The sequence below is a fragment of the Aureibaculum algae genome (assembly GCF_006065315.1).
GTDB lineage: Bacteria > Bacteroidota > Bacteroidia > Flavobacteriales > Flavobacteriaceae > Aureibaculum > Aureibaculum algae.
The window spans coordinates 678,613-705,343 of the sequence record NZ_CP040749.1; the positions used below are offsets into that span (position 1 = coordinate 678,613).

Consider the following 26,731-nt stretch of genomic DNA (forward strand, 5'->3'; position numbering starts at 1 on the left):
TTATACTTATTCAGTCTGATATTGTCGTAAATTAGGTTTATCACTCATATAAAAAGTTAAGTTTCCACCAGACATTATTGCTTCATGTGTAATAAATGGTCTCTCTAAAATTTCACCATTCAATTCTACTTTTTCAACATACACATTTTTTTTAGATTGATTTTTTGTCGAAATTTCAAAAGTGTTTCCGTTATCTAAATTTAGTGTTGCATCTGTAATTGATGGACTTCCTAAGGCATAGTCAACCGATCCAGGAGCGACAGGATAAAACCCTAGGGAACTAAATATATACCAAGCACTCATTTGACCAAAATCATCATTACCGCTCAAACCATCTGCACCAGTTTTGTATTTTTGATCTAATATCATTCGTATTTTATCTTGAGATTTCCATGGAGCATCTGTCCAATTATATAAATAAGCAACGTGATGCGAGGGCTCATTACCATGTACATAATTTCCAATAATACCTTCACGAGAAATATCTTCAGTATGCTCAAAATATTTATCAGGTAATTCCATTGTGAATAAAGAATCTAAATGAGTCGTGAAACGTTTATTTCCTCCCATCATTTTTATCATATCTTTTGGGTCATGGGGAACATATAAACTATAGTTCCAAGAATTTCCTTCAATAAAACCTTGTCCATGTGTATCTTTAGGGTCAAAATTTTCTTTAAAAGTTCCATCACTTAATTTTGGACGCATAAAACCTGATTTTGCGTCAAAGACATTTTTATAATTTTTTGATCGTTCAATAAATTCCTTATATATGAATTCTTTTCCTAATTTTTTAGCGGCTTGCGCAATAGCCCAATCATCGTATGCATATTCTAATGTTTTTGAGACAGATGCTCCATTTTTGTCTTCAGGAACATAGCCCATATCTATATAATATCCAATACCGTCAAAATATCTAGTTCTAGCCGTTTGTACACAAGCGTCAAACGCGGCTTCGGCATCAAAATTAGTATTTCCTTTTACAATGGCGTCAGCAATTACAGAAACACTATGATAACCTATCATACACCAGTTTTCATTAGCGTAATGTGACCAGATTGGTAGCATTGAATGTACACTTTGCTCTTGATGTACTATCATAGAAGATACCATGTCTGAATTTCTTTTTGGTTGTAAAATATTGAATAATGGATGTAGGGCTCGATAGGTATCCCATAACGAAAAACTAGTGTAATTAGTGAAGTTTTCAGCTTTATGTGTATTCAGATCTAAACCCATATATTTGGAGTCTACATCCATATATTCCGTCGGGCCTAAAAACGCGTGATACATCGCGGTATAGAAATTCGTTTTTTCTTCCGTATCTTTCGATTTAAGTTGAATTTTATTCAATTCTTTATTCCATGCCATTCTAGCATTTTCATGAACCTGTTCAAAATTCCAATTTGGAACCTCTTTTTTCATGTTTGCCACCGCACCAGAAGAACTAACAGGGGATAATGCAAATTTTATTTGTAATTTTTCTTGATTCTTAATATCGAAATCAAAATACATTTTGATTTTTTCACCTGCAATTTCTGGAAAATTATGAGCTTGATCAAATCTACCCCAAAAACCATTGTAAGGTTGTTTGTCATAACGAGCTCTACCATAATTTGCAATAGGTTTGTTAAAGGACATTGCAAAATAAACACGTCTCGTTCTTGCCCATCCATTGGTTTGACGATATCCAGTAACCAACGTGTCATTTTCAACCCTGATAAAAGTCCAAACATTTTTATCATCATAATTATAGATGCCCGACATTAAGTCTAAAATTACATGTGCTTTTTCATCTTTACTAAATGTATATTGATGCATCCCAACGCGTGTCGTAGCTGTCATTTCTGCTTTTATGTCGTAGTCATCTAAATGCACACTATAATAGCCCGGTGAAGCTTGCTCACTATCGTGCGAAAAACGTGAGCGATATCCATTATCTGGGTTTTCCGCTGTTCCTGGGTTTAATTTTAAATTACCTGTGGTAGGCATAATTAAAAAATCACCAAGATCAGAATGTCCTGTTCCACTAAAATGTGTATGACTGAAACCAACAATGGTACGATCCTCATATTGATAACCGGCACAATACTTATATACGTCTGGATTGTATCGACCATTTATGGCATATGGAATCGTATCTGTATCGGGACTCAATTGAACACTGCCAAAAGGAACAGTTGCGCCTGGATAGGTATGTCCCATTTTCGCTGTTCCAATCATTGGATCCACAAATTTTGCATAATCTTTTAAATCCACAATCTCAGTTGATTTAATTTCAATGTCTTTATTGTTTTGACAATTATACATAATTGTAGTAACTATTATTAAGGTACTAGTAAATATAAACTTTTTCACTTTTAATATGTTTTAATTGTTAGAAAAATGGGTTCTATTTTATATATGATAAATAGAACCCAAAAAAAAACTAACTCAAATAATTAATTTTATTTACTCATTTGAAAGAGAGTAAGGGTAATCTTTTTTAGAAATTCCTCGTTTCTTATTTGGTTTGTCAGACATTTCAAAATCTATGACAGCTCCTTTTGTTAATTCCTTATAACTTAACCAGTTTTTCGTGTACTCAATTTGATTGAGTTTCATCGTTTTTATATAACGATTGTCAGCATTGTTATCTGTGGCATTGATGATAATTTTTTTGCCATTTTCAAGGTGAATAGTTGTTTTCTTAAATAATGGAGCTCCAATTACATATTGGTCTGTTGCTGGTGCGACAGGATAAAATCCCATTGCAGAGAACACATACCACGCAGATGTTTGTCCATTATCTTCATCTCCACAGTAACCGTCCGGATTTGGGTTGTACATTCTATTCATTGTTTCACGAACCCAATATTGAGTTTTCCATGGTTCTCCACCGTAATTATATAAATAAATCATGTGCTGTATGGGTTGATTTCCATGTGCATATTGTCCCATATTGGCAATTTGCATTTCACGAATTTCATGAATTACACCACCATAATATTTGTCTCCAAAAACAGGGGGTAATGAAAAAACTTGGTCTAATTGAGAAACAAAAGCTTCGTTACCACCCATTAAATCAATTAAGCCTTGCATGTCATGGAAAACAGACCATGAGTAATGCCAGCTATTTCCTTCTGTAAAATCTCCTCCCCAATCAAAAGGACTAAATGGAGTTCTCCATTCACCATTACTATCTTTACCACGCATTAATTTATGTTCAGAATCGAAAAGATTTTTATAGTTTAAACTACGCTCTTTATATAGTTTGATTTCTTTTTTTGGTTTTTTTAAAGCTTTTGCCAATTGATAAATAGCAAAATCGTCATAAGCATACTCAAGAGTTCGTGCTGCAGTTTCATTAATTCCTATATCAAAAGGTACATATCCTAATTTGTTATAAGATGGAGAACCAGCACGACCAACAGCTGTCATGGGCCCTTCATTATTGGCACCATGAATCAAAGCTTCATACAAATTATCTATATCATACTTAAATGCTTTCCCGTTTTTTAAATAAGCATCCGAAACGACTGAAGCAGAGTTGTTTCCTACCATAATATTTCGCAGACCAGGGCTTGCCCATTCAGGTAACCATCCACTTTCATCATATGCATTAGAAAGACCTTCCTGCATTTGTGAACTTAGCTCTGGATACATTAAATTCAAGAATGGAAATAATGATCTAAAAGTGTCCCAAAAACCAGTATCAGTAAACATATATCCATCACGGATTTCACCGTTATATGGGCTGTAGTGAACTATTTTTCCATTAGCATCGTATTCAAAAAACTTTCTTGGAAATAATAAAGACCGGTATAGGCATGAATAAAAAGTGCCTATTTGACTAGGGGTTGCTCCTTCTATTTCAATTTTACTAAGTTCTTTATTCCAAATAGATTTTCCTTTTTCTTTTAATTGATCAAAATCAGAAGTTCCTATTTCTTTTAAATTTATTTCTGCTTGCTTATAATTGATAAATGACGATGCAACACGAGCATTAACTACTTGTCCCTTTGAAGTTTTAAAGCCTATAATTGCCCCGGCGTGTTTTGATTGACTTTCTAATGCAGCAGATAATTCTCCATCGTTATATGTTTTGGTAACCTCAAATGGAGTGTCAAATTCAATGACAAAATAGTTTTTGAAGTTTTTTGGAACACCACCGCTATTACGAGTTGTATATCCAATTATTTTTTGCTCATCTGGTATTATTTTCACATAAGAACCTTTGTCAAAAGCATCTATAACTATTGAAGCTTCATCGGTTTTAGGAAAAGTAAAACGAAATCTTGCCGCTCTTTCAGTTGGTGTTATTTCTGTTGTAATGTCATGCTCTGCTAAATACACACTATAGTAGTATGGCGTTGCAATTTCAGCTTTATGTGAAAACCAACTTTCCCGTTCTTCTTGCTTAAAACGTAGTTTTCCGGTAACTGGCATTATGGAGAATTGTCCATAATCATTCATCCAAGGAGATGGTTGGTGTGTTTGTTTAAATCCTTTTATTTTATTTGCATCATAAGTGTAGGCCCAACCATGACCCATATTACCAGTTTGAGGTGTCCAAAAGTTCATTCCCCATGGCATGGCAATTACGGGATACGTATTTCCAGTAGAAAGCCCTGGGCTAGAATCTGTACCCATTAATGGATTTGCCCAGTCTACTGGACTATCAATTTTTTTAATTTGATGGTTCTGAGCTTGTGAAAATTGTATAAGTAGAAATATCGTTATGAAGGGTAGAAATGATTTTTTCATATGAATTGATTAATGATAGTTTTCGTTCTTATTAAGTTGTTTTACGACTATTGATATAAACCATTTTCAGTTTTAATGGCTTTTATTTTAATATGTTTTTAGTTGGAATAAATATAATACTAATTTAAGTAAAACGATTTAGTTTTTTGAAAAAATATTAATTAATTATCATTTGATAATGAAAATGGTTTATCTTTTTTCTCAACACCTCTTGTTTTATTAGGGGTTGAACCCATTTTAAGATTTAATGTCCCTCCAGAAATCAAATCCTGATAAGTAATATAGTTGCGTGTATAAGTTTTATTATTTAATTCTCCAGATTGGATGTATACGTTAGTTTTAGAATTCCTTTCTGAATTGATAACAAATGTTTTTCCATTTTCAAGATTTAAAGTTATTTTTTTAAAGACAGGACTTCCCATTACATATTCATTAGTTCCAGGGCATACACTATAAAATCCCATAGCACTTAATACATACCAAGATGATGTTTGTCCTTGATCTTCATCACCTGGATATCCATTTTCTGTAGAATTGTATAATTTTTCCATAATTTCTCTGGTTTTTGCCTGAGCTTTCCATGGTTGTCCTGAATAATTATAAAGATATGGCATGTGTTGTATGGGTTGATTTCCATGCGCATATTGACCCATATTTGCCATTTCCATTTCCGTCATTTCATGTATTTTTCCACCATAGCTGCCAACATGAACTGTATTGGGTACTGTAAAAACGGAATCCAATTTTTTATTGAAATTATCCTCACCTCCCATCAAATCAATTAATCCTTTAGGATCATGAAAAACAGACCATAAATAATGCCATGCATTTCCCTCAGTAAATGGACCACCCCATTCATAAGGGTCAAAATTTGGCACCCATTTTCCGTCTTTTTGCTTCCCCCTCATAAAACCAACTTTGGGATCATATACATACTTGTAATTGTACATTTGTTTTGAGAAGATCTCTTTATAAAATTTATTATCTGTCATTTCTGCCAATGTAAATCCACAGAAATCATCGTAAGCATATTCTAATGTTTTTGCGGTGGCTTCCCCTTCATCAGGATAAGGAATATAACCTAATGTATTGTAAGATTTCCAATGACCACGGCCATTTGAGGGCCCCCAAGGCCCCTTGTTGGTGGCTTCATGAAAATAGGCATCTAATGCTTTTTTGGGATCAAATGTTTTTAAATCTTTAGCCCATGCATCTGCCAATAAAGAAATAGCGTGATTACCAATCATACTTCCAGCTTCACTAGGAAATGACCAAGAAGGTAACCATTCGCATTGATCGTATGCGTCTAATAATGCAGCAACATAGCGCCCATGCATCGTAGGTTCCATTAATGCATTGAGTGGGAATTGACCTCTAAAAGTATCCCAAAAACCAGTATCTGTATACATATAGCCTTCATGTATTTTACCATCATACGGACTAAAATAATGAGGTTCTCCTTTTTTATTTAATTCATAAAATTTGCGAGAAAACAAACTGGCTCTAAAAAAGCATGAATAAAAGGTTTTAAACTGTTCTTCAGTACCACCTTCTACAACTATTTTATTTAATTGTTTGTTCCAGATAAGCTTTGCCGCTTTTTTTGTACCCTCTAGGTTTTTATGATTTCCTAATTCAGATTTTAAATTCAATTCAGCTTGCTCAATATTTATATATGAAGAAGCAATTTTTACTTGTACACATTCTCCTTTTTTAAATTTTAAATAAGCTCCAATTCCAATTCCTTTTCCTGAAATTTTATCGTCCCATTTGCTATTTGATGTATTTTCCCAAATTCCATGGGCTTTGAAAGGTTTATCAAACTGAATCACAAAATAGTTTTTGAAATTTCCATTAAAGCGTTGCATGCCACGACCATTATTTACATAACCTGCAATTCTATTATTTTTGACATCTATATGAACTTCACTTATCCCCGTATAACCATCTAAAATAAGATAAGCATCTTCGTTCTTTGGAAATTGAAAACGTAAATGTGCACCACGTTCTGAGGGTGATATTTCTGTAGAAATACCATTTTCTAATTGTACACTATAATAGTGTGGTTTCGAAATTTCATTTTTATGACTAAATTTTGTAGCTCTTTCATGCTCATTCAAGGTAAGTTTACCAACTACTGGCATTAAAGAAAAAACAGCATAATCATTACTCCAAGAACTACACTGATGGGCTTGCTGAAAACCTCTAATTTTATTTTTAAAATATTGATATTTCCATCCATCACCATTATTTCCTGTCTGTGGGGTCCAAGTATTCATGGCGAATGGTAAAGCGATAGTAGGGTAGGTGTTTCCTCGGGTCAATTCATGTTTGGAGTTGGTACCTTGTAACGTATTTACATAATCGACTAAGTTGTTATATTTTTTTTGTGCAGTTATAGAAAACATGCTTAAAAAAAATGTAAAAAGAATGCATTTAATTTTCATAATTTAAAATCGTAATTAATTTTGATATTTATAAGGTAAAAGAAGATGGTGAATGAACAGTCGCACTTCCCCAAGTTTTATTAGCTTTATCTCCCATCTGAAATTCTAATGTCCCTCCGTTTATTATAACATTGTGTGTAAACCATGGTTTGTTCCACGTTTCTCCGTTTAGTTTTGCTGATTGAATGTACTTGTTTTCAACAGATGCATTTTTGGCGATAACAGTAAATTTCTTGCCGTTTTGTAAATGAATTTCTGATTTTTTAAAAACAGGGCTTCCGATATTATATATTGGTAATCCGGGAGTAACAGGATAAAATCCTAATTGCGAGAATACTACAAAAGAAGACATTCCGCCACCATCTTCATCACCTGGTACACCCATTAAATCATTTCTAAACCAGTCTTTTAATAATTTTCGAATTCGTTTTTGTGTTTTCCATGGTTGTCCTACATAATTGTATAAATAAGGAATGTGTAATGAAGGTTCGTTGGCCATACTAAATTGTCCAACATTACCAGTTTGATCTGGAAGCTGTGTGTAAAACTCACGTTTGCCTCTCCCCATGGGAGTGGAGAATAAATCGTTAAGATTTTGAATAAATTTTTGTCTTCCACCCATAAGTGTAATTAAATCGGCAATATTGTGTTGCACATCCCAACGATAAGTCCATCCGTTGTTTTCTCCGTAAGAATTACGTGCGCCAATACCACCAGAAAAACGATAATCGAAAGGTTCAATAAATAGCCCTTCTTTGTCTTTTGGATGAAAGAAATCAGTTTTAGGATTGAATAGATTGCGGTAATTAAATGATTTTTGTTTGAAATAATTTTTCTCTTCTGTTTTTCCTAACACTGAAGCTATTTCTGATAAACACCATTCATCATATGAAGTGCCTAATGTTACAGCAACTGGTTGACGTTTCTCAAAAGAAGATACTTCAGGAATTGTTTCTTTTTCTCCATCTTTTAGTGCTGGAAAGTAACCATTAACTTTATAAAATTGATCTAACTTCCCGGCTGGCTTTCCAGACCAAGGCGCAAGTGTTTTTTGCGTAATTGCATTTTTTGAGGCTAAAAAGGCGCTGTTTAAATTGAATTTTTTTAGTCCTTTTCTATGGGCATCTATAAAAGATGCCACAGCATGATTTGAGTTCATCCTACGACTATCTCCTGTGATTTCAGGGAAAGTAGGCATCCAGTAATTATCCATTTGCTCTGCCATTAACAGAAAGGACTGCAAAATGTCTTCTTCTTTATCAGGATCAGTTAAAATACGTAATGGATGGTGAGCACGATACGAGTCCCAAATCCAATCATCAGTATAAAATTCACGCCCCTTATCATCATGAACTTTTCCATCAAAAGCACTAAAATATCTGCCATCTTCTGATATGGAAACAGGTCTTTCATAACAACGATATAATGATGTGTAAAATACTGTTTTATCATTTCTACTATCACTTTCTACAGAAAATTTTCCAAGAGCTTTATTCCAAATGTTTCTTCCTTCTTTTTGTAAATCTTTAACATTTTTTTTTCGAACTTCACGATTCATATTAAGCTCGGCTTGTTTTACATCAATAAATGAAATACCATAATTAATAGGATTTAATTGTTCTCCTTTCCTATATTTTAAAACTAAAGAGGCATTATTTCCTTGCGCATTATTCCCTTTAATTAATTCATTATTTCTAAATGTTAAAACAGTTTCTGGCTGTCGTTGAGGTTCTAAATAAATATAAACTTTGGTGTTGTTTGCTAGATTTTGATACCCAGAAATAGCTTTTCCATCCCAAATTATTTCTCCATTACGTGAATTGAGAATAAGATAGGATTCTTTACTATTTTCAAACGTTATTTCATAACGAGCTGCTTGATGAGAAAGTCCATAATTTACCAAAATTTGTTGATTGTCTAAATAAACAGAATAGGAGTAGGGAGTAGATTTTTCTAAATCATAACTATAGTTTATAACTGATTTTATGTCATTTTCTGCACCTTGAAATGGACTTAAGTTAAAAGCAGAACTTCCACGATGACTAGTAACTACAACAGGTAATCCGTGTAGTAAATCACCAGTGTGATCACTTCTTTCTGGATAAACACGTAACATACTGTTGGGTAAATGTATGGTTGGAAATGTTGGAACTAACAAATGACTAATATTCCCCATAGAAGTGTTTACATAATCTACCGGAAATTGGATTGTTTGAGATTTAGTTACGTTGATTGTAGTCATCGTAATTATGCTAATACTTATTATTATTTTAAAAAATATTTTTAATTTAATCATTTGATTTTTATTGAATGATTTAAAAATGTGTTTGTCACTTTTTGTATTAGATATGAGTGGTGATTGGGTTTATTTCTCCCAATTGGTAACTTTCAAAATTTTATGGAAAATATCATTATTCTCATATACTCCTATAAACTCCTCAGACCCCGGACCATAAGCAAATACAGGAATTAAAGTGGCCGAATGTCCACCAGTCGAAAACGTTGGGTCAATTTCACTATAATCATTATATTCACGACCGTTTTCTCTTTTTTTTCTTTTTGCGGATAAGGTAAATCCACCTGTCTCATGATCAGAGGTTACAACCACTAAAGTATTACCATCTTTTTCCGCAAAATCTAATACTTTTCCAATAACATTGTCAAAATCTATAAGTTCTGATATTAACCATGATGCATTATTCGCATGTCCACCCCAATCTATTTGAGACCCCTCACTCATCAAGAAAAAACCTGAATTATCTTTATTTAAGTACTCAATACCCAGTTCTGTGGCTTTGGATAAGAAATCTCCTCTGCCCTCTTCCATGGTAGGCATCCCCTCTTTTGACAATAGAAAACCCACTTTTTTACTAGATTTAATAGTAGCAAAATCACTTAAAGAACTAGTGTTTACATCAAATTGATTTTCTTTAAAGGTTTTAAGCAAGTCTTGACCATCCTTACGGTTATCAAAGAATTTTAAACCTCCTCCTGCAAAAAAATCTACCTTAGATTGCGTTAATTGAACCGCTATTTCTTCCTGAGAATCTCTACTTAAGGTATGGGCATAAAAACTAGCTGGTGTTGCATGCGTTATGGCTAATGTAGCGATAACTCCAGTTTTGATATTTTTGGAGGAAATTAACTCTATGATATTTTCTACATGAGTTGAATCATCTGCAACACCTACGGCCCCGTTATATGTTTTAACACCAGCAGCAAAAGCGGTAGCACCAGCAGCTGAATCTGTTATATCTTGTCTTGAAGAAGAAGTGTTTATAAGCCCTACATTTTTAAACCGTGTATAGTTTGGAGTAGAATTTTTATAATAAAAGGCCGAAGAAATTTGGGAAAGTCCTGTACCATCACTAATTAATAGAATTACATTTTTAGGGGTTTTATTTGAAGTTACCTCATTACTTGTAACATTTGTGGTTTTACAAGAGAACATAGATATAACAACAACGGAAATAATACTATTTTTTAACTTCATAGTTTAAAATTTTGTTACTAATGGATTTTGAACTCCCCACTTTACATTTGGTTTGTCAGATGTTTCGATGACTAACTTCCCACCTTTTAAGAGGGTTTCATGATATAACCAATTTTGTTGAAGAGGCTTTCCATTTAAGGTAGCAGACTTTATATAAAAATTGTTTTTATTATAATTTTTTACTTCAATTTCAAATTTTTTGCCATTCGGATAATTTATACTGATCTGTTTAAAAATAGGTGCGGTAATATAATAAGCTGGCGTTCCAATATTTACAGGTGAGATACCCATACTACGCGTTACAAACCACGAAGACATGGTACCCGCATCGTCATCCATTGTTCTTAAAAAAGCTTTAGGTTTATTTTGATAAATTCGGCCAATATATGGTGCAATACCTTTGCTATTATCATTAAAATAGTTTTGTACCACAGTATCTAAAAGTATATTTCTAAAAAGTTTTTGTGATTTCCAAGGTTGTTTAGTGGCATTGTAGAGCCCCGGAACTTGCAAATCTGGTTGATTAGCATGATTATAATTATCTTCCTTAAAGAACTGATCTAACTCTTTTATAAATTGATCTTCACCTCCCGTTAAATTTTTAAGCCCTGCAATATCAAAAGGTACAAACCAACGGTATTGCCAAATTGTTCCTTGATACAAACCTCTAGCCTGCATTCTGTCTACATCATTTTTAGTAAGGTCTTTAAAATCTTTATTCCAATAACTTCTATATTCCAAAGATTTCTCATGATATTCCTTAGCCAAATTATCATCTTTCAGAATTGTCATTATCTCAGAAGCGGCATAAAGATCATAAGAAGACTCTAGGGCTTTGTCAGGTGCACCAAAATCTAATCTATTTACTTCAGCAATTAACGAATCTTTTATAGGGGCAAAATCTATAGGGTATCCCTTTTTATATGAATCTAATAAAACAACAATAGCATGTTCTGTTCTCACCGTTGGAGAAGGTTCGTGCTTTGTGGCCCAATCTTTTTTTCCATACTTGTATAGGTTAGCAATAGATTTTGCAATATTTTTATATTTATTCGGATAGATTAATGATAACATAGGCAACTGTTCTCTATAATTATCCCAAATGGCCCAACCGTTATAAACCTCAAAATCCGCTTTCTGTATTGTACCGTTAATGGCAGCATAATAGCCATCATTTTCACTTATTTTATAAGGAGATTGTAGGCCTCTATAAAGGAGGGAGTAGAATAAATCTTCTCGATCCTTCTCTCCTTTAACCGTGATATGAGATAGTAAAGTGTTCCATTCTTTATTTGATGATTCTTTTATCTGTGTGAATGTAGTTGTAATCAATTTACCTCTGGCATATTCAGCATTTACAGATGAAAATGCAATCTTAACATTTGAAGTAGTAGTCTCTGAGGGCAATGAAATATAATACTTATGATCTTCTAATTTTTCAAGTTTAGATTCATCTGCGAATTCTATGGCGTAGTAGATTCTATATACTCCACGATGACATGTTGAATACGTATCTATCCAGCCGGACATTACATTATGATCAATAGCATGTTCTTCAGAGATAAATCTGTTGGAAAGGGCAAAAGACAAATCTACGTATAATCCTTTCTCCTGAGCACTTTTAGGATAAGTATACTGCTCAAAACCTAACTCTTTATTTACGCTCATTGCTGCAGCTAATCCGTTTTCAAAAGAAACCTTATAATACCCTGGATGTGCTTGCTGTTTTGTTTTGAGTAAAGGAGTATCGGTATTTTTATTTAGTATTGGTTTTATTAAAATATTCCCACCACTTCCAGTACAGCCCACACCTTCTAAATGTGTATGAGTAAAACCTTCATAGCGTTTGGCATAATATTCATAGCCTGTGTGTTGGTGTACATATGTTTTAGGGCCTATACTCATCATGTTAAATGGTGATGATGCTGATGGTGACATTTGACCATGGTCACCAGAAGTTCCCAAAAAAACATTTACTTGGTTTGTAACGGATTCTTGGTTTATTTTAATAGAGGTATTGGATTGAGAAATAGTCTGGGCCTTTAATTCTCTTGAACTAAAACAAGAAAATATACAGGTAATAACTATATAAAATATGATGTTTTTTAAAAATTTAAGTTTCATAATTTTGGGTCAAATATATTCAGGATTTTATCTCAGGATTTTTGCTGTATAAATCCCATAATTGATCAATATTAAAACCAGTGTATTCTTTCCACAAATCAGAAGAGTAATCACCAGATCGTAATTCATCATCTAGTTTATTCACTATTTTTTCATCATAATTTTCACTTAACCAAACTAAGAATCTCGCTGTAATTCGATAGCTATTCTCATAACTCTGAGTATCGGAAAATTCAGTTAAAGACCAACCGGCTTTTGCATTACTAACACCATATTTATGTCGTACATAATCTGCTATACCTTCAATTAGCCATCCTGGCCCTGAATTGTTTGGATAAGCTTGAATAATGTGCATAATTTCATGGGTCATTAAATCTAGATCATTTGGTTTTGCATCAAGCCATTGAGAACTTACAGTTACTCTTCCATTACTCGCATAGGCAACCCCATTATAAGTGGTATCTATTTTAATAGTAATATTCATCCTGGCATTATTATTAAAATCTTCTACTAATTGAGGGTATACTTTGTAAATAATATTTTGAAACTCTTCTATTATAGTTGGTGGTAGGTTAGCATCTTCATTTATAACAGTAATTTCAGGGGCTTGCTGACTTGACTTAGAGTCTTTCTCTGCACAACCTTGAAGGGTTACACATGCAAAGGTTAAAATTAACAAGAAGAATAGTTTTACTTTATTGATTTTAAGTGTTATGTTAACAAATTGAATATTTATCATGTTAAATCTAATTTAAAAAGTTGAAGCAAATTTATGAGTAGAATAATTTGAAGCTAAATTATGATATGAGCGATATAAATAATTTCCTGACGTAAAATTATTGTTCACAGCAATATGATGACATTTAATTATTTAGATTCATTGTCCAATTTATCATTCTATTTAATGATATGTATTTAAAAGAAAACTCATTTGAGAATCCTCTTTTAAAAAAAAATACCTCGAGGACGAACCTCGAGGTATTATTGAAATTAATTTGGTAAATTAAACAAACGCCATTCTTGCATTTGAAATAAGCTACTTCCATTATTGTTCAAGATGTCGAACCTATAAATTTTATAAGCTGTATTATTGTCAAAATAGAATTCACGTGTAAGTATTCTATCGGGAAAAGTATAATCAGATCTGGCGTCTAAAGTAACCCAAGTTACGCCATCTTGTGATCCTTGAATTTCCCAATCACGTGGGTCTCTACTCGATGCATCATTACCAGAAGTTAAGGCATAATATCCAGCAACCACAGGTTCTTCAAATTCTAGATTTATCCAGAATGGAGCAACAAAACCGGATAAGTATTTGGTACCTAAATCACCATCTATTAATTTTAAGGAACCTTCTGCTCCGTTTGGCCCTCCGCTGTATTCTCTATTCACCGTAATTGTGGCCTGATCTGTAATATCTACAGGAGCTCCAGAAATTACTTTTAGAGGTGCAGAAGCGGTTATTGATGCGTCATCTGCTGCTGTCACAGTAAGCATAGTTTCTCCTGAACCCGTAGCCGTAAGAGATACTGACTTGTCTGCATTAATTACTAAATCAGCAACACTTGTATCATCAACTGACCATATATAGTCTCTATTAGGGAAAATATTTGGTTCAAAAGTAGCCGTTACATCTTGCGATTCACCAGATACTAATAGAATAATGTCATAGTTGTCTAAGTTAACACCAGTCTCTAATAAATCGGCAAATTCACGTCTTCCATCACATGAAAAGATAGCAATAGCAAAAACGAAGTAGGCTATGTTTTTAAATTTCAAAAAATATGTTTTCATAGTTGTAATTATTAGTTGTATCCAGGGTTTTGAACTAGATTCGGGTTAGCTTGTAATTGTCTTAATGGTATAGGGTATAGTGTACGAGTTAAATCTGCCGTAGGTTCATGATCCCACCACGATCCTGTAGTAAATTTACCAAACCGTATTAAATCTGTACGTCTTTTTCCTTCAAAAATAAATTCTCTACCTCGTTCTGCAAGTAACTCATCTAGAGTTAAAGTACCCGTTGTATATTTTTCGGTTAGCCAATCGTCTGGTGTAAAATAACGCATTTTACTTTCATTGATTAAATCAACAGCTTCCTGTGTTGCACTACCACCGTTAGCACGCATAAGAGCTTCTGCTTTATTAAAATACATTTCAGTTAAGCGATATATTACATAATCACCTTCCAAATAGTTTTCATCATCTTGTCTCCCTGCTCTATATTTATACATTCTGGCTCCACTATTTTCTTCTCCATTTGTCATAGAACCTTCACCTGTTTCACCTTCTGTATTTCTTCTAATATTATTCACATAAATAAAGGGTTCTCCACTATATTCTTCTGAACCTAAAATAGGTTCATTTGTATCTATTTTATACTGAGGTCCGAATAAAAACCATTCTTGTTTACGAATGTCAATTTCTTTATAGGCGTCAAATGCTGAAGGAATAACCACAAAGGCATTATTACCAGAAAAATTATAATCTAAGGCTGCGGTCATATTTGAAAAGCCCATATAGAAAGATCCCCAATGATAACCAAAATCATTTTTACGACTGAATGGAAACTGAAATATATTCTCGGAAGACTGATCATTGGTATTGCTATATGGGCCTAAAAGGTCTTGATCTAACATAATATTACCTGTTAAGGCTCCACCTTCTCCATTAATAATTTTATCAGCATAGGTAATAGACTCTTCCCATCGTGAAGTTCCTGACCAGATTTCGGCATTCAAGTAAAGTTCTGAAAGCATTGCGTACCCGACGGCTCTAGACATTCTGCCAATTAATTGTTGAGATAGTGGTTGTAAATTTTCAACGTTTTCCAACAATTCTTGCTCTATAAAGGCAAAAACCTCAGTACGGTCAACTGTTTCCGGATTGGTAGGAATACCTACAGTAGTTACAATGGGCACATTACCCCACAAATCCATAATTTTCATATAGTGAAATGCCCGTAGTACTTTAGCTTCTGCAACTATCGAAGCTAATCGTTCAGGTGTTACACCTATAGACTCAGCGTCTACTGCCTCAATGGCCTCAATAGCTGTATTTGTATAACCTAACCCTGTCCACATTAAACTCCATGCATTGTTTAAACGCCCTTCTTCTTGTGTCCAAGTATGATAATGTTGTCTAATATGATCTCCATTGTCATAAGCGTGTCGTCCTTTTTGTGGCCACGCAATCTGATCAGCTGACAGCACATTGTGATAATAATACCCATTTTGACCAGACCATGATAGCCATGCTTGCATATGTGTAAAGGGTCTTAAATTGGCTTGAAGCAATTCTAATTCAGTTTTATAAAAGTTACTCTCTGATAATTCCGAATATGTAGTTTCTTCTAGATCTGTACACGAAAAAGTGAGTAACAGTACAAGCAAACTACCTATTTTTGTTAATTTTATTGTTTTCATTTTTCTAGTATTAAAAATTGATATTAATTCCTGCTGTTACTGTAATAGTACGTGGATAAAAATTTCTATCATCTATACCTGGATATAGACCTGTATCTTGCACTTCAGGATCTCTACCCGTATAACCTGTGAAGGTCGCTAAGTTTCTGGCACTACCAAAAATTCGTATACCCGTAAAAGGACTTTTATCTGGTAGATTAAAATTATAACCTAAAGTAACATTATCTAACTTCACAAAATCTCCACTCTCTAAATAATAATCAGAATATTGCGGAGCTTCGTTAATTTGACTAAATTCTCCAAGTGCTGAGTTCAGTACGTTTCCAGGTAACAAATTTTGATTGCCATAAAATAAATCTACAGTATTTAAAATGTCGTATTTAAATTTACCTCTAAAGAAAACTGTTAAATCTAAATTTTTATATTTAAATGTATTGGTTAAAGAAGCATAGTATTTAGGCAAACCATTACCTATTATGGCCTTATCTTCTTCTGTCATATCACTTGCTCGTCCTATAGTTCCATCAGCTTTATGGAATAACCATTTACCATCAACTGTAAATCCAGCAAAACGCTTTCCGTAGAAATCTCCAATAGGACCACCTTCTGTATTTCTAATGGCATTTCCTAAATTACCAGGGTTCCCTATGCTCCCTCCATACAATTCTTGTGCTGCATAAATTTGATTAGATAACTTACTCAGCTCATTATTTTGGTAACTTCCAGCAAAATCAGCAGTCCATGAAAAATCTCCTTTATCAACAATACGGTAGGTAAGGCTTAATTCAATCCCACTATTGATAATATCACCTACGTTTGTATAAATACTACTTCTAACAAATGGAGGTTGTGGCACATCATAACTTAGTAATAAATCTTCTGTTTTTCTAGTATAAACATCCAATGCCCCAGTCAATCTGTTTGATAATAACCCAAAATCTAGCCCAATGTTAAATTCCTTTTTTGTTTCCCATTTAAGATCTGGATTGGGGTTTTTTACAGGACCATAGGTTTGATAATAAGTAGCTTCATCTCCAACAAAGATTGGGTATTTTCCACCTGTACCTAATGTTACAATAGATTGGTAATTGGGAATTCCTTGATTACCTGTAACACCAAAACCAACTCTCAGTTTTAAGTTGTTTATAAAATCAACTTCATCCATGAATAATTCATCAGAAATTACCCATGCTCCAGAAATTGCAGGAAAAGTAGCCCATTTGTTATTAGCACCAAACCTTGAAGACCCTTCATGCCTCACAGAACCTTGGATAAAATATCGATCTTTATAACTATAGCTAACTCTTGTAAAATAGGCTATTAACGTATTGTCTTCTTTAAAACTAGAAAGTCCAGGTCTTGGAAGGTCTTCATCAGTAATAGCATTACCTGCACCTAAATTCCAATCTAGAAAACCGTCAGTAGTAAAACCACTGTTACTAGCAGAAAAATTTTCATTTGTTGAATACTGATAACTATATCCTCCCAGAAATTCTAAAGTACTATTGTCAAAATCTTTATTATATGTAATAGTCGGTTCTATTGTTTGTGTGTAGTCTAAATAGCTGCTCTTATAAGCATAGCCCGTTCCGTTGTAGGAACTTCCAGGATTATATTGTGCCCAATCTTGTGATGATCTATAATATCGATCATCCCAAGAATTTCTCTGATAAGAACCAAATACAGATGCTATAAAACCTGGTATAACCTCATAACTTAATTTCATATCACCTGAAAAGGTAAATTGTTTTCTCTGGTTTATGCGATTTTCATATTCTGAAAACGGGTTATATCCATTTTCTGGTTGATAAAAACCATAAAGACCTTGATTATTAAGATCTCCTCCTGGTTCAGCAAAAATTGGAGCTGTAGGGTTCCAATCGGTTACAATACCAAATTGACCACCACCTAAAAGATTAGCGTCATTAAAATTTACTGCCACACTAGATGCAAAGTTCAGCTTATCATTTAATCCTGATTGATTAAAACTACCTCTAATACCAAACTCTTCACGACTATTCTCTAAGGCGATACCCTGAGAATCTTTGTAATATACAGAAGCTCTATAAGTGCCTGTTTCTCCACCACCAGAAGCAACAAAGTTGTGATATTGCGATAGATTTGATTCATTTACCAATTCATCAAATATATCAGTGGAAGCTCCTAAGTCATTATTAGGGCTAATAATACCGTCAGTTATCGCTTGACGAAATTCACTAGCAGATAAGAATTCTGGTTTACTATTTACAAAATCTCTTGATAAAAAGGTTGAATAGTTAAAGCTACTTTTACCTTTTTTACCTTTTTTAGTAGTAATTAAAATTACTCCATTGGTACCACGGGTTCCATAGATCGCGGCAGCGGCTCCATCTTTTAAAACATCAAAAGATTCTATATCATTTTGTTGAAGTAAATCTAAATTACCGCCAGGGATTCCGTCAACAACTATTAATGGTGAAGTAGAACCGGTCAACGAGGTAATTCCTCTTAATTGTATAGCAACACCTGAGTTCGGGTTATTTCCTCCAGATCTTGTTATTTGCAGTCCTGCCACTTTTCCCTGAATTAAATCCATTGAATTTCCAACTGCACCTTGGTTAAAATCTTCGGATGCAACTTTAGCGACTGCGGTAGATACGGCTTTTCTCTGCTGAGAACCATATCCAATAAGAACTACTTCATTTAAGTTTTGTGCATCCTCTTCCAATTGAACATTAATTTTGGTTTGAGATCCTATTTTAATTTCAATATTGCTATATCCAATAAATGAAACTAATAATATAGAATTTTTTGATGCAACTTTGATAGAGAATTCTCCGTCAAAATCGGTTATAGTGCCGTTAGTAGTGTTTTTTTCAATAACACTGGCACCTGGAAGTGGAACTCCATTGGAGTCTTTTACAATTCCAGAAATGGGTATTTGGACTTGTGCAAATCCTTGTTGTAAATAAAACAACGATAAGAGTAAGGTAATTAGCATTATCCTTACTTTCTGCTTAATAGGTTTGTTTTTCATCGTTTTCACTTTTATGAGTATTCATTAAATAAGTTAAGTTGTAAAATGGTATTAAATTCATCCTTTTTTGATTAAAAATGAATACTTGTGTGCCGTCGAAAAATGATAAGTTCATCCCATTTTGACTGTTTTAGAAATTGTCGTTTTTTCATTAAAAATTGAATTAATTATATTAAAGTTAGTAGTCTGTTAATTAACGAGATAAAATTAGTAAAACGATTTAGTTAAACCAAATATATTAGTACTATTTTCTAAAATACTTCAATATGCCAATGTTTTAAAGTGGTTTCAAGTTTCTGAAAAATGAAAATCATATTTTTTTAACCTATATCTTTCAATAATTTCGAATACTATTTTATTTAATTCTTCTAAATATTGTAAATGGTAACCGATAAGACATATAGAAAATCATATTATATAAATTTGAATAAATAATTTATCCTACGTTCCCTGATCGTGTGCAATAAAGTTTCACCGTACCTTTTTCTGTGAAGAAAAGAGAAATTGAAGAATTAAGATTAAATCTAGCTTTTAATTTTTTTTACTTCATACTTTTTAAAGACATTTAAACCATACCATCCTATATATATAAAGCTCAATAGTGGTAAAACAAAAGAAAAGTTAATTTCAGATACCCCTAGAATACTAGTGTCAGCTACACCGTTTCCACCAATGTCAATTATAAGCGCTTGTATTTTGGGCAATGTAGCACCACCAACTATCGCCATAATTAAACCTGCAGAACCTACTTTTGTTTGCTCTTCTGTTAAGTCTCCAAGTGAAATGCCATAAATTGTAGGAAACATTAGTGACATAAAAAAAGAAATTCCTACCAAACTATATAAGCCCACAATACCATGAATAAATATTGCGCCAACCGTAAATAGGCCACCAAATATGGCAAAATACATCAATAGTTTACCTGAGCTGATAAATCTTAACAAATAGGTCCCTATTGCGCGTCCTATAGTGAATAAAATAAAGGCTGCCATTTGGTAGTAGCCAGCTGTAACATTATTTATTCCTATGGCTTCGGCATATTGATATATATAAGTCCAGCACATAATTAAACATCCTGTGTGAAATATTTGGGCCAAAACGCCAAAGACATATTTTTTATTTTTGATTAAAACAGCAAAGGTTTTTCCAATTTTGGGCATACTACCACTGTCTTTTGATTGTGGCATTTTACTCACAAGGAAAATTATAAATACTGCAGTAATTATCAATCCTAATATTACATATGGATTCCGTATTACCATTAAATCAGAAGTGCGAATTAATAATTTGGAAGCTTCATCTAAAGCACTAAAATTCTCTACATCATCCGATTGTAAATTCTTTAATACAACTTGTTGTGCTACTATCAATCCTAAAATTAATCCTACAGGGTTGAATGCTTGTGCCAAATTTAAGCGCTGTGTCGCTGTTTCCTTTGCGCCCATTGCCAGTGCATAAGGATTTGCCGCAGTTTCTAAAAAGGCCAATCCAAATGTAAGGATATACAACCCTAAACAAAAGAATACAAAACTTTCAGTTTGAGCTGCTGGATAGAATAGAAGTGCTCCCGTGGCATAAAGACCTAACCCAATTAGAATGCCAACTTTATAAGAATATTTTCTCATAAACATTGCAGCTGGTAGAGCCATACAAAAGTAACCACCATAAAATGCTGTTTGAACCCAAGCTGCTTCTGAGTTTGATAATTCTAATACCTTTTTAAAAGCTTGCACCATAGGGTCTGTTACAGCGTTGGCAAAACCCCATAATGCAAATAGTGAAGTGATCAATATGAATGGAATAAGAACTTTTTTTTCAACAAGAGGTGTTTTTTCTGAGTGTTTCATTGGATTAAATTTAATGGTGTTTAATTATCATAAAGATTGATGACCACACAACAAGGGTTGCTATATCGATTTAGTTAAATCGAATTATGCTCAATCTCAAATTGGTTAGTTATTTGTTAATCTTCGTATTGCTAAACGTATAGTTATTATTGTAGAAGTTCTGGATGCGATTGATAAGTTTTCCAAAGCAATTCACCAAAAAGAGTGTTTGCCCAAGCAAACCAAGATCTGGTAAAGTTCTTAGGATCATCAACGTGAAAGGTTTCATGCATAAAACCGGTTTCACCATGGGTAGCTTTTAAAGTTTTGATACATTCTTTAATTTCATTAGGATCAGTGCTTGTAAGTGCTCTCATAGTTGTAGCCATGGGCCATATCATTTTCAGTCCTACATGTGGTCCGCCAATACCTTCGGCAGCTTTCCCTTTAAAAAAGAAAGGATTGTCTAAAGACCAAACAAACTCTCTTGTGTTTTGATATACCCAGTCGTCTTTATCAACGGCATCTAAATAAGGCAATGATATTAAGCTAGGGATATTTGCATCATCCATAAGTAAATGGTTTCCATAACCATCAACCTCAAAAGCGTATATGTCTCCATATTTAGGGTGGTTAACAATACCATGTTTTTTTATGGCTGTTTCAACTTCATCAGCAAGTTCATTTAGTTCATTTGCCAAAGAATGATCACCTTCAATTTTTTTAATCATTTCAGCAGCCTGTCTTAAGCTAACAACAGCAAAAAAGTTAGAGGGTATTAAAAATGAAAATAGCGTGGAATCATCACTAGGTCTAAAAGCAGAGCATATTAAGCCGACCGGTTTAACCGGATATCCATAACCTTTTAAATTTCTTGTGTCAGTACCTTTTGGGGTTGTTCTTTCAAAAGAATATGGGTTTGAACCATCCTTTTCTTGTTGTTCTATAAAAACTTTTAACGTAGCTTTTATTGCCTTTTTCCAATCTTGGTCAAAAGGGGTTGTATCACCGGTAGTTTTCCAATAATTATAACCTAATCTAATAGGATAACATAACGAATCAATTTCATATTTGCGTTCGTGCACCCCTGGAAGCATTTTAGTATGGTCTGTTGTCCATTCCCCTTTTTTATTAGGGTCATTATAAAATGCGTTTGCATATGGGTCTTTTAATATGTATTGAGTCTGTCTATTGATAACACCTGCAATAAGATCTTTTAGGTCTTTGTCTTGATCTAGAAAAGCCATATATGGCCAAACTTGTGCGGAGCTGTCACGTAACCACATGGCATCAATATCTCCGGTAATAACATAAGTGTCTGGCTTATTATTCTTTTTAGTAAAAGTTACTGTGGTGTCCAATGTATTGGGAAAACAATTGTTGAATAACCACCCTAACTCTTTATCTTTTACATTTTTTTGGAATTCTTCAATGGCGCTTTCAACAGATTTACTTTCAAAATTTCGTTGTCTTTTTGGAGTTCGAACTATTGGGAAATTCTTTAAAGAATTGGTTGCTGTCAATTGAAATGGATCAAGCATTGCTAATCCACCCATTAATGCTGTATTTCTAATAAATTTTCGTCTTTGCATAATTGATTAGTGTTATCTTATACTAGGGTGTTTTTTTTACCTAGGTAGTTTGCTGTTTTAATATCATTTTGATGCAATTAGTCATTCATATATTCACTTGGTGTCATATTAAACTGTTTCTGGAAGTTTCTTCCAAAACTAGTCTGTGAATTATAACCGACCATTTCTGCTACTTCATAAATTTTATAATCACCCAATTTTAGTAATTCTGCTGCTTTTTTTAATCGCGTTATATTTACTAATTCATTGGGGCTTAAGTTAGACATCTCCTTTATTTTTCTATAAAAAGTGGAGCGACTCATATGCATCGCATCAGCCAATGACTCAACACTTAATTTAGGGTCTGATATGTTTTTAAAAATTATATCATCTAATTTCTTAATAAAGGATTCATCAGTTTTTGTATGGGCTAAGCTCCGAACATGTGCTAATGGTGAACTGGAGTAATAATTCAAAATATGCTCCCGGTTTTCAATGAGATTTGCTATTTGAACCTTTAGATAGGTCATGGAAAAGGGTTTTTCAATATAGGCATCAGCCCCAATTTCCAAACCTTCTATTTTAGCAGCTATCGCTGATCTAGCCGTTAATAGAATTATAGGGATGTGACTTGTTTCTAAATCTGTTTTTAATTTTTCGCAAAGCTTAAACCCATCCATACCGGGCATCATCACATCGCTGACTATTAAATGAATATTTTCAGTTGCAATAATTCTTAAAGCTATTTCAGCATTTTCAGCTTTAAAAACGACATAGTCTATGTTAAGCTCTTTTGCAACAAAATCTAATAAATCAATATTATCTTCTACTAGTAAAATACTGGGGCTATTATGTTCAGTATCGATTTTTAGATTGCCTTTAGTTTCAACAGTTTCACTGGTTTCTGAGGTTTTTAATTTGAATTCTTTTTCTTGATGAATTGGAAGTTTAAGTACAAAAATATTCATGTTGGCGTCGCTAGTGTCTAGATATAAGTTTCCTTTATGAAGGTCTGTTAAAGATTGGGCTAGTGAAAGACCGATACCCGTGCCTGGTTGATGATCGTTTTTAACCTCTTGTTCTCTAAAAAATGGTTCGAATATTTTATTCTTTAAATGCGCAGGTATAAGCACTCCGTCATTCTTTACAGTCAATTGAATTGAGTCTTCACTAGAGGTGAGGGATACTATAACTTTTTGATCTGCATATTTTATTGCATTATTGAGTAAATTGCTTAATATTTTTTTTAAGGCCTCGGCATCAACATATGCGTATATGTTTTGAGAGTTAAGAACAATGTCAAATTCAATATTTTTTTCAAGGATTATTTGACTGAACCTCGTGTGAGTATCCTTTAGAAGTAATGAAATGTTTGTCTTAACAAAAGTTAAGGCCATATTTTCTAGTTCAGCTTTTCTAAAGTCAAGCAGCTGATTTGTTAGGTCTAATAATCTTGAAGTGTTTTTATCCATAATGTTGAGGTTATCAGAAAGGTCTGAACCCGGTTCAACATTTTTTAACAATTTTTCTAACGGACTTTTTATAAGTGTTAAGGGGGTGCGAATTTCGTGAGAAACATTTGTGAAAAATTCAATTTTAGATTGAAATATTTCTTTTTCCTTTTTGTTATTAATTTCTCTTAGTGTATTAAAATTTTTGATTTTAATTCTGCTATTATATAGTCTTAACACTACAAGAGTTGCTAAAATTGTACATAATATATAAAGTGAATAAGCAAGGCTGCTTTTCCAAAAGACTGGTAATATTTCAATTTTTAATGTTGAAACTTCTTCGCTCCAAACTCCGTTATTGTTGAGTGATTTGACCATAAAATCATATTTTCCAGAAGGTAATTCTGTAAAATATACACTATGTTTTTTTTGTAAATAAACCCAATCTTCATGTAACCCTTTTAATTTAAACCAATAATCAGTCATTTCAGGAGCCGTAAAACTGAGTGCTGAAAAATCTAAACTAAATGTTGTCTGATCAGGTTGTAATTGAATTTTGTTCGTAAACGTTATTGATTTTGTTAATGGAGAACCTTTTGTTTTAAGAGGAACCTCTTCGTTGTTAATTTTAAACCCTGTAATTAGAATTGTTGGTTTATAATTATTCTTTATAAAATTTTCAGGATTAAAACTTATCATACCATTAACACTCCCAAAATACATTGTACCATGTTCATCTTTATAAGCAGAATTGTAATTGAATTGATCACTCAATAATCCATTGGCTTTTGTATAGGTGCTCTTATGTTCAGTTTTTGGATTATAGGAGACTAACCCTTTAGAGGTTGTTATCCATAGCAAGTTGTTTCTATCTTCTATTATCGCATAAAAAGCACTGCTAGGAAAACCATCATTGACATCATATTTTTTGAAATCTTTTGAATTACGATGAAATAAGTTGAGTCCGTTTTCTGTTGTTATCCAAATATTTTGTTCACTATCCTCAAAAATTCCATTTATTGCATTACTACTTATCCCATTATTTACATTAAGGTCTTGTTTGCTATAAACACCACTCTTATTGGTTGAAGGGTCATAAAAAAATAGACCATTCCAATAGGTTCCTGCCCAAAGTATACCTTTACTATCTTCCATAAAAGAAGTAAAGAATATTCCTTCTGGAAAAGCCTCAATTGTGGAAAATTTATTCGTTTTAGGATCGAATATTTGTACTCCTGATGTTGTGACAACATAAATTTGATTGTTTTTGCCCTCATATAATGTAAAGGCGAAATTACTAGAAAGACCAGAATTACCGTCCGTTTTATAGGTTTTTATGACCTTTTCAGTTTTAGTATTCATTATATCAATTCCATGCTCAAAAGTGCCAATCCAGAGTGTTTCATCTTGTGGTAAAATACCATGAATATTATAATGGGATAGAGTACTGTTTTCGATTGTAGAATTGTAATTTGTGAAAATTCCAGTTTTTGGATTGAGTTTGTTTAAGCCTGCATCTTCTGTTCCTATCCAAAGATTCCCGTCTTTATCTTCTCGTATTTCACGAACAGCATTACCGCTAATTGAATTTTCTGAAATTTTTGGAAAATATTTATGAAACGTTGTATATTGTTTTGGATAGTAATTGATTCCACCAAAATAAGTGCCTATCCATATTCCTCCTTCCTTGTCACGAGCTAGCGTATACACTGCATTGTCTGATAAAGAATACGGATTGTTGTAACTTTTTCTTAAATTTTTATAACTTTTGTCTTCAAAGTTATAAATATATATACCTAATTCAGTTGCAATCCAAAGTTCACCATTCTCTCCTTTAATAAAATCCCTCACAAATAATGGTTCTGTAATTTCAGGCATTAAATGTTTTGTAACGCGATTTTTTATATCATAAGAAAAAACCCCATGATCCCTTGTCCCAATAAGAATTGTGTTATTGTCTAACGCAAATAACTTGTTTATTCGTATTGGAACTTCAGTGTCTTTTTTTGATGTAATTTTAATTTCATTAAACGAGTTAGTTTTACTTTTATAATGACGGATTAAACTGCCCATAGCTGTCCATATCTCTCCGTCGGGAGTTCTTGTCAATTCTTCATTATGGAAGTAGATTTCAGTGTCAAAGATTTTTGTTTCTTTTGAAGCTATGTTGTATTTAAATAATGTCGAACCTCCTATATACCAAAGGTTTCCTTTATTATCATGTTCAATATCTAAAATAGGCCTATTTTTAGAAACTTTAATTAGATCAAAATTCTCTTTATTTTCATTATAATGATATACTCCACTGTCAGTTCCAACCCAGAGTGTATCATTGAACTCAAGCAGACATTCAATATAATTACTGCCAATACTTGTTGAATCATTAACACTGTTCCGAAATGTTTTAAAATGATAACCATCAAACCTGTTTAAACCATCTTTGGTTCCGAACCATAAAAATCCTTGTTTTCCCTGAATGGCAGTTTGTACGGTATTATGAGACAAGCCATCTTCCACTTGATAATGTTTAAAGTAATACTCTTGACCCCATGAAATATAATAGGGTAATAGTAAGAGTAATAGAAAGATAGTTTTGTTCTTCATTTCTGATTAAAATACAATTTATGAAAAT

13 protein-coding genes are annotated in these 26,731 nt (G+C 33.1%); all 13 read right to left on the minus strand.

The annotated features are described in order from the left end of the window. Positions 1-6: 6 nt before the first annotated feature. Complete coding sequence (locus FF125_RS02740) at positions 7-2,310, minus strand: GH92 family glycosyl hydrolase (RefSeq protein ID WP_138952367.1); 2,304 nt, start codon at positions 2,308-2,310, stop codon at positions 7-9. Between the two features lie 141 nt (positions 2,311-2,451). Next, positions 2,452-4,746, minus strand: coding sequence for a GH92 family glycosyl hydrolase (locus FF125_RS02745; protein ID WP_138948342.1), 2,295 nt, complete (start codon positions 4,744-4,746; stop codon positions 2,452-2,454). Positions 4,747-4,907: 161 nt separating this feature from the next. Next, positions 4,908-7,193, minus strand: a complete 2,286-nt coding sequence (locus FF125_RS02750) for a GH92 family glycosyl hydrolase (protein ID WP_138948343.1) — start codon at positions 7,191-7,193, stop codon at positions 4,908-4,910. Between the two features lie 28 nt (positions 7,194-7,221). Further along, entirely contained in the window at positions 7,222-9,489 is a 2,268-nt protein-coding gene (locus FF125_RS02755; protein WP_138948344.1) for a GH92 family glycosyl hydrolase, read from the minus strand. 69 nt (positions 9,490-9,558) lie between these two features. Continuing rightward, positions 9,559-10,686 (minus strand): alkaline phosphatase, encoded by a 1,128-nt coding sequence (locus FF125_RS02760; protein WP_138948345.1) that lies wholly within the window; start codon positions 10,684-10,686, stop codon positions 9,559-9,561. A 3-nt stretch (positions 10,687-10,689) separates the two neighbouring features. After that, positions 10,690-12,810, minus strand: coding sequence for a glycoside hydrolase domain-containing protein (locus FF125_RS02765; protein ID WP_138948346.1), 2,121 nt, complete (start codon positions 12,808-12,810; stop codon positions 10,690-10,692). 19 nt (positions 12,811-12,829) lie between these two features. Next, entirely contained in the window at positions 12,830-13,549 is a 720-nt protein-coding gene (locus FF125_RS02770) for a basic secretory protein-like protein (RefSeq protein ID WP_138948347.1), read from the minus strand. A gap of 251 nt (positions 13,550-13,800) precedes the next feature. Continuing rightward, positions 13,801-14,604, minus strand: a complete 804-nt coding sequence (locus FF125_RS02775) for a discoidin domain-containing protein (protein WP_138948348.1) — start codon at positions 14,602-14,604, stop codon at positions 13,801-13,803. Between the two features lie 11 nt (positions 14,605-14,615). Further along, positions 14,616-16,235, minus strand: a complete 1,620-nt coding sequence (locus tag FF125_RS02780) for a RagB/SusD family nutrient uptake outer membrane protein (RefSeq protein ID WP_138948349.1) — start codon at positions 16,233-16,235, stop codon at positions 14,616-14,618. A 10-nt stretch (positions 16,236-16,245) separates the two neighbouring features. Further along, positions 16,246-19,251, minus strand: a complete 3,006-nt coding sequence (locus FF125_RS02785) for a SusC/RagA family TonB-linked outer membrane protein (protein WP_175418853.1) — start codon at positions 19,249-19,251, stop codon at positions 16,246-16,248. A gap of 524 nt (positions 19,252-19,775) precedes the next feature. Next, positions 19,776-21,098: an L-fucose:H+ symporter permease gene (fucP, locus tag FF125_RS02790; RefSeq protein WP_138948350.1), complete on the minus strand. Its 1,323-nt coding sequence runs from the start codon at positions 21,096-21,098 to the stop codon at positions 19,776-19,778. A gap of 146 nt (positions 21,099-21,244) precedes the next feature. Beyond that, complete coding sequence (locus tag FF125_RS02795) at positions 21,245-22,669, minus strand: glycoside hydrolase family 125 protein (protein ID WP_138948351.1); 1,425 nt, start codon at positions 22,667-22,669, stop codon at positions 21,245-21,247. A 77-nt stretch (positions 22,670-22,746) separates the two neighbouring features. Continuing rightward, positions 22,747-26,703, minus strand: a complete 3,957-nt coding sequence (locus FF125_RS02800) for a hybrid sensor histidine kinase/response regulator transcription factor (protein WP_138948352.1) — start codon at positions 26,701-26,703, stop codon at positions 22,747-22,749. Positions 26,704-26,731: the final 28 nt, after the last annotated feature.

What these genes read in the sequence shown, in the direction of transcription:
- FF125_RS02770 (WP_138948347.1), bottom strand. Translation starts at nt 13,549, where the DNA reads ATGATAAATATTCAATTTGTTAACATAACACTTAAAATCAATAAAGTA.
- FF125_RS02780 (WP_138948349.1), bottom strand. Translation starts at nt 16,235, where the DNA reads ATGAAAACAATAAAATTAACAAAAATAGGTAGTTTGCTTGTACTGTTA.
- FF125_RS02785 (WP_175418853.1), bottom strand. Translation starts at nt 19,251, where the DNA reads ATGAAAAACAAACCTATTAAGCAGAAAGTAAGGATAATGCTAATTACC.
- fucP (WP_138948350.1), bottom strand. Translation starts at nt 21,098, where the DNA reads ATGAAACACTCAGAAAAAACACCTCTTGTTGAAAAAAAAGTTCTTATT.
- FF125_RS02800 (WP_138948352.1), bottom strand. Translation starts at nt 26,703, where the DNA reads ATGAAGAACAAAACTATCTTTCTATTACTCTTACTATTACCCTATTAT.
- FF125_RS02750 (WP_138948343.1), bottom strand. Translation starts at nt 7,193, where the DNA reads ATGAAAATTAAATGCATTCTTTTTACATTTTTTTTAAGCATGTTTTCT.
- FF125_RS02775 (WP_138948348.1), bottom strand. Translation starts at nt 14,604, where the DNA reads ATGAAAACATATTTTTTGAAATTTAAAAACATAGCCTACTTCGTTTTT.
- FF125_RS02760 (WP_138948345.1), bottom strand. Translation starts at nt 10,686, where the DNA reads ATGAAGTTAAAAAATAGTATTATTTCCGTTGTTGTTATATCTATGTTC.
- FF125_RS02755 (WP_138948344.1), bottom strand. Translation starts at nt 9,489, where the DNA reads ATGATTAAATTAAAAATATTTTTTAAAATAATAATAAGTATTAGCATA.
- FF125_RS02795 (WP_138948351.1), bottom strand. Translation starts at nt 22,669, where the DNA reads ATGCAAAGACGAAAATTTATTAGAAATACAGCATTAATGGGTGGATTA.
- FF125_RS02765 (WP_138948346.1), bottom strand. Translation starts at nt 12,810, where the DNA reads ATGAAACTTAAATTTTTAAAAAACATCATATTTTATATAGTTATTACC.
- FF125_RS02745 (WP_138948342.1), bottom strand. Translation starts at nt 4,746, where the DNA reads ATGAAAAAATCATTTCTACCCTTCATAACGATATTTCTACTTATACAA.
- FF125_RS02740 (WP_138952367.1), bottom strand. Translation starts at nt 2,310, where the DNA reads ATGTATAATTGTCAAAACAATAAAGACATTGAAATTAAATCAACTGAG.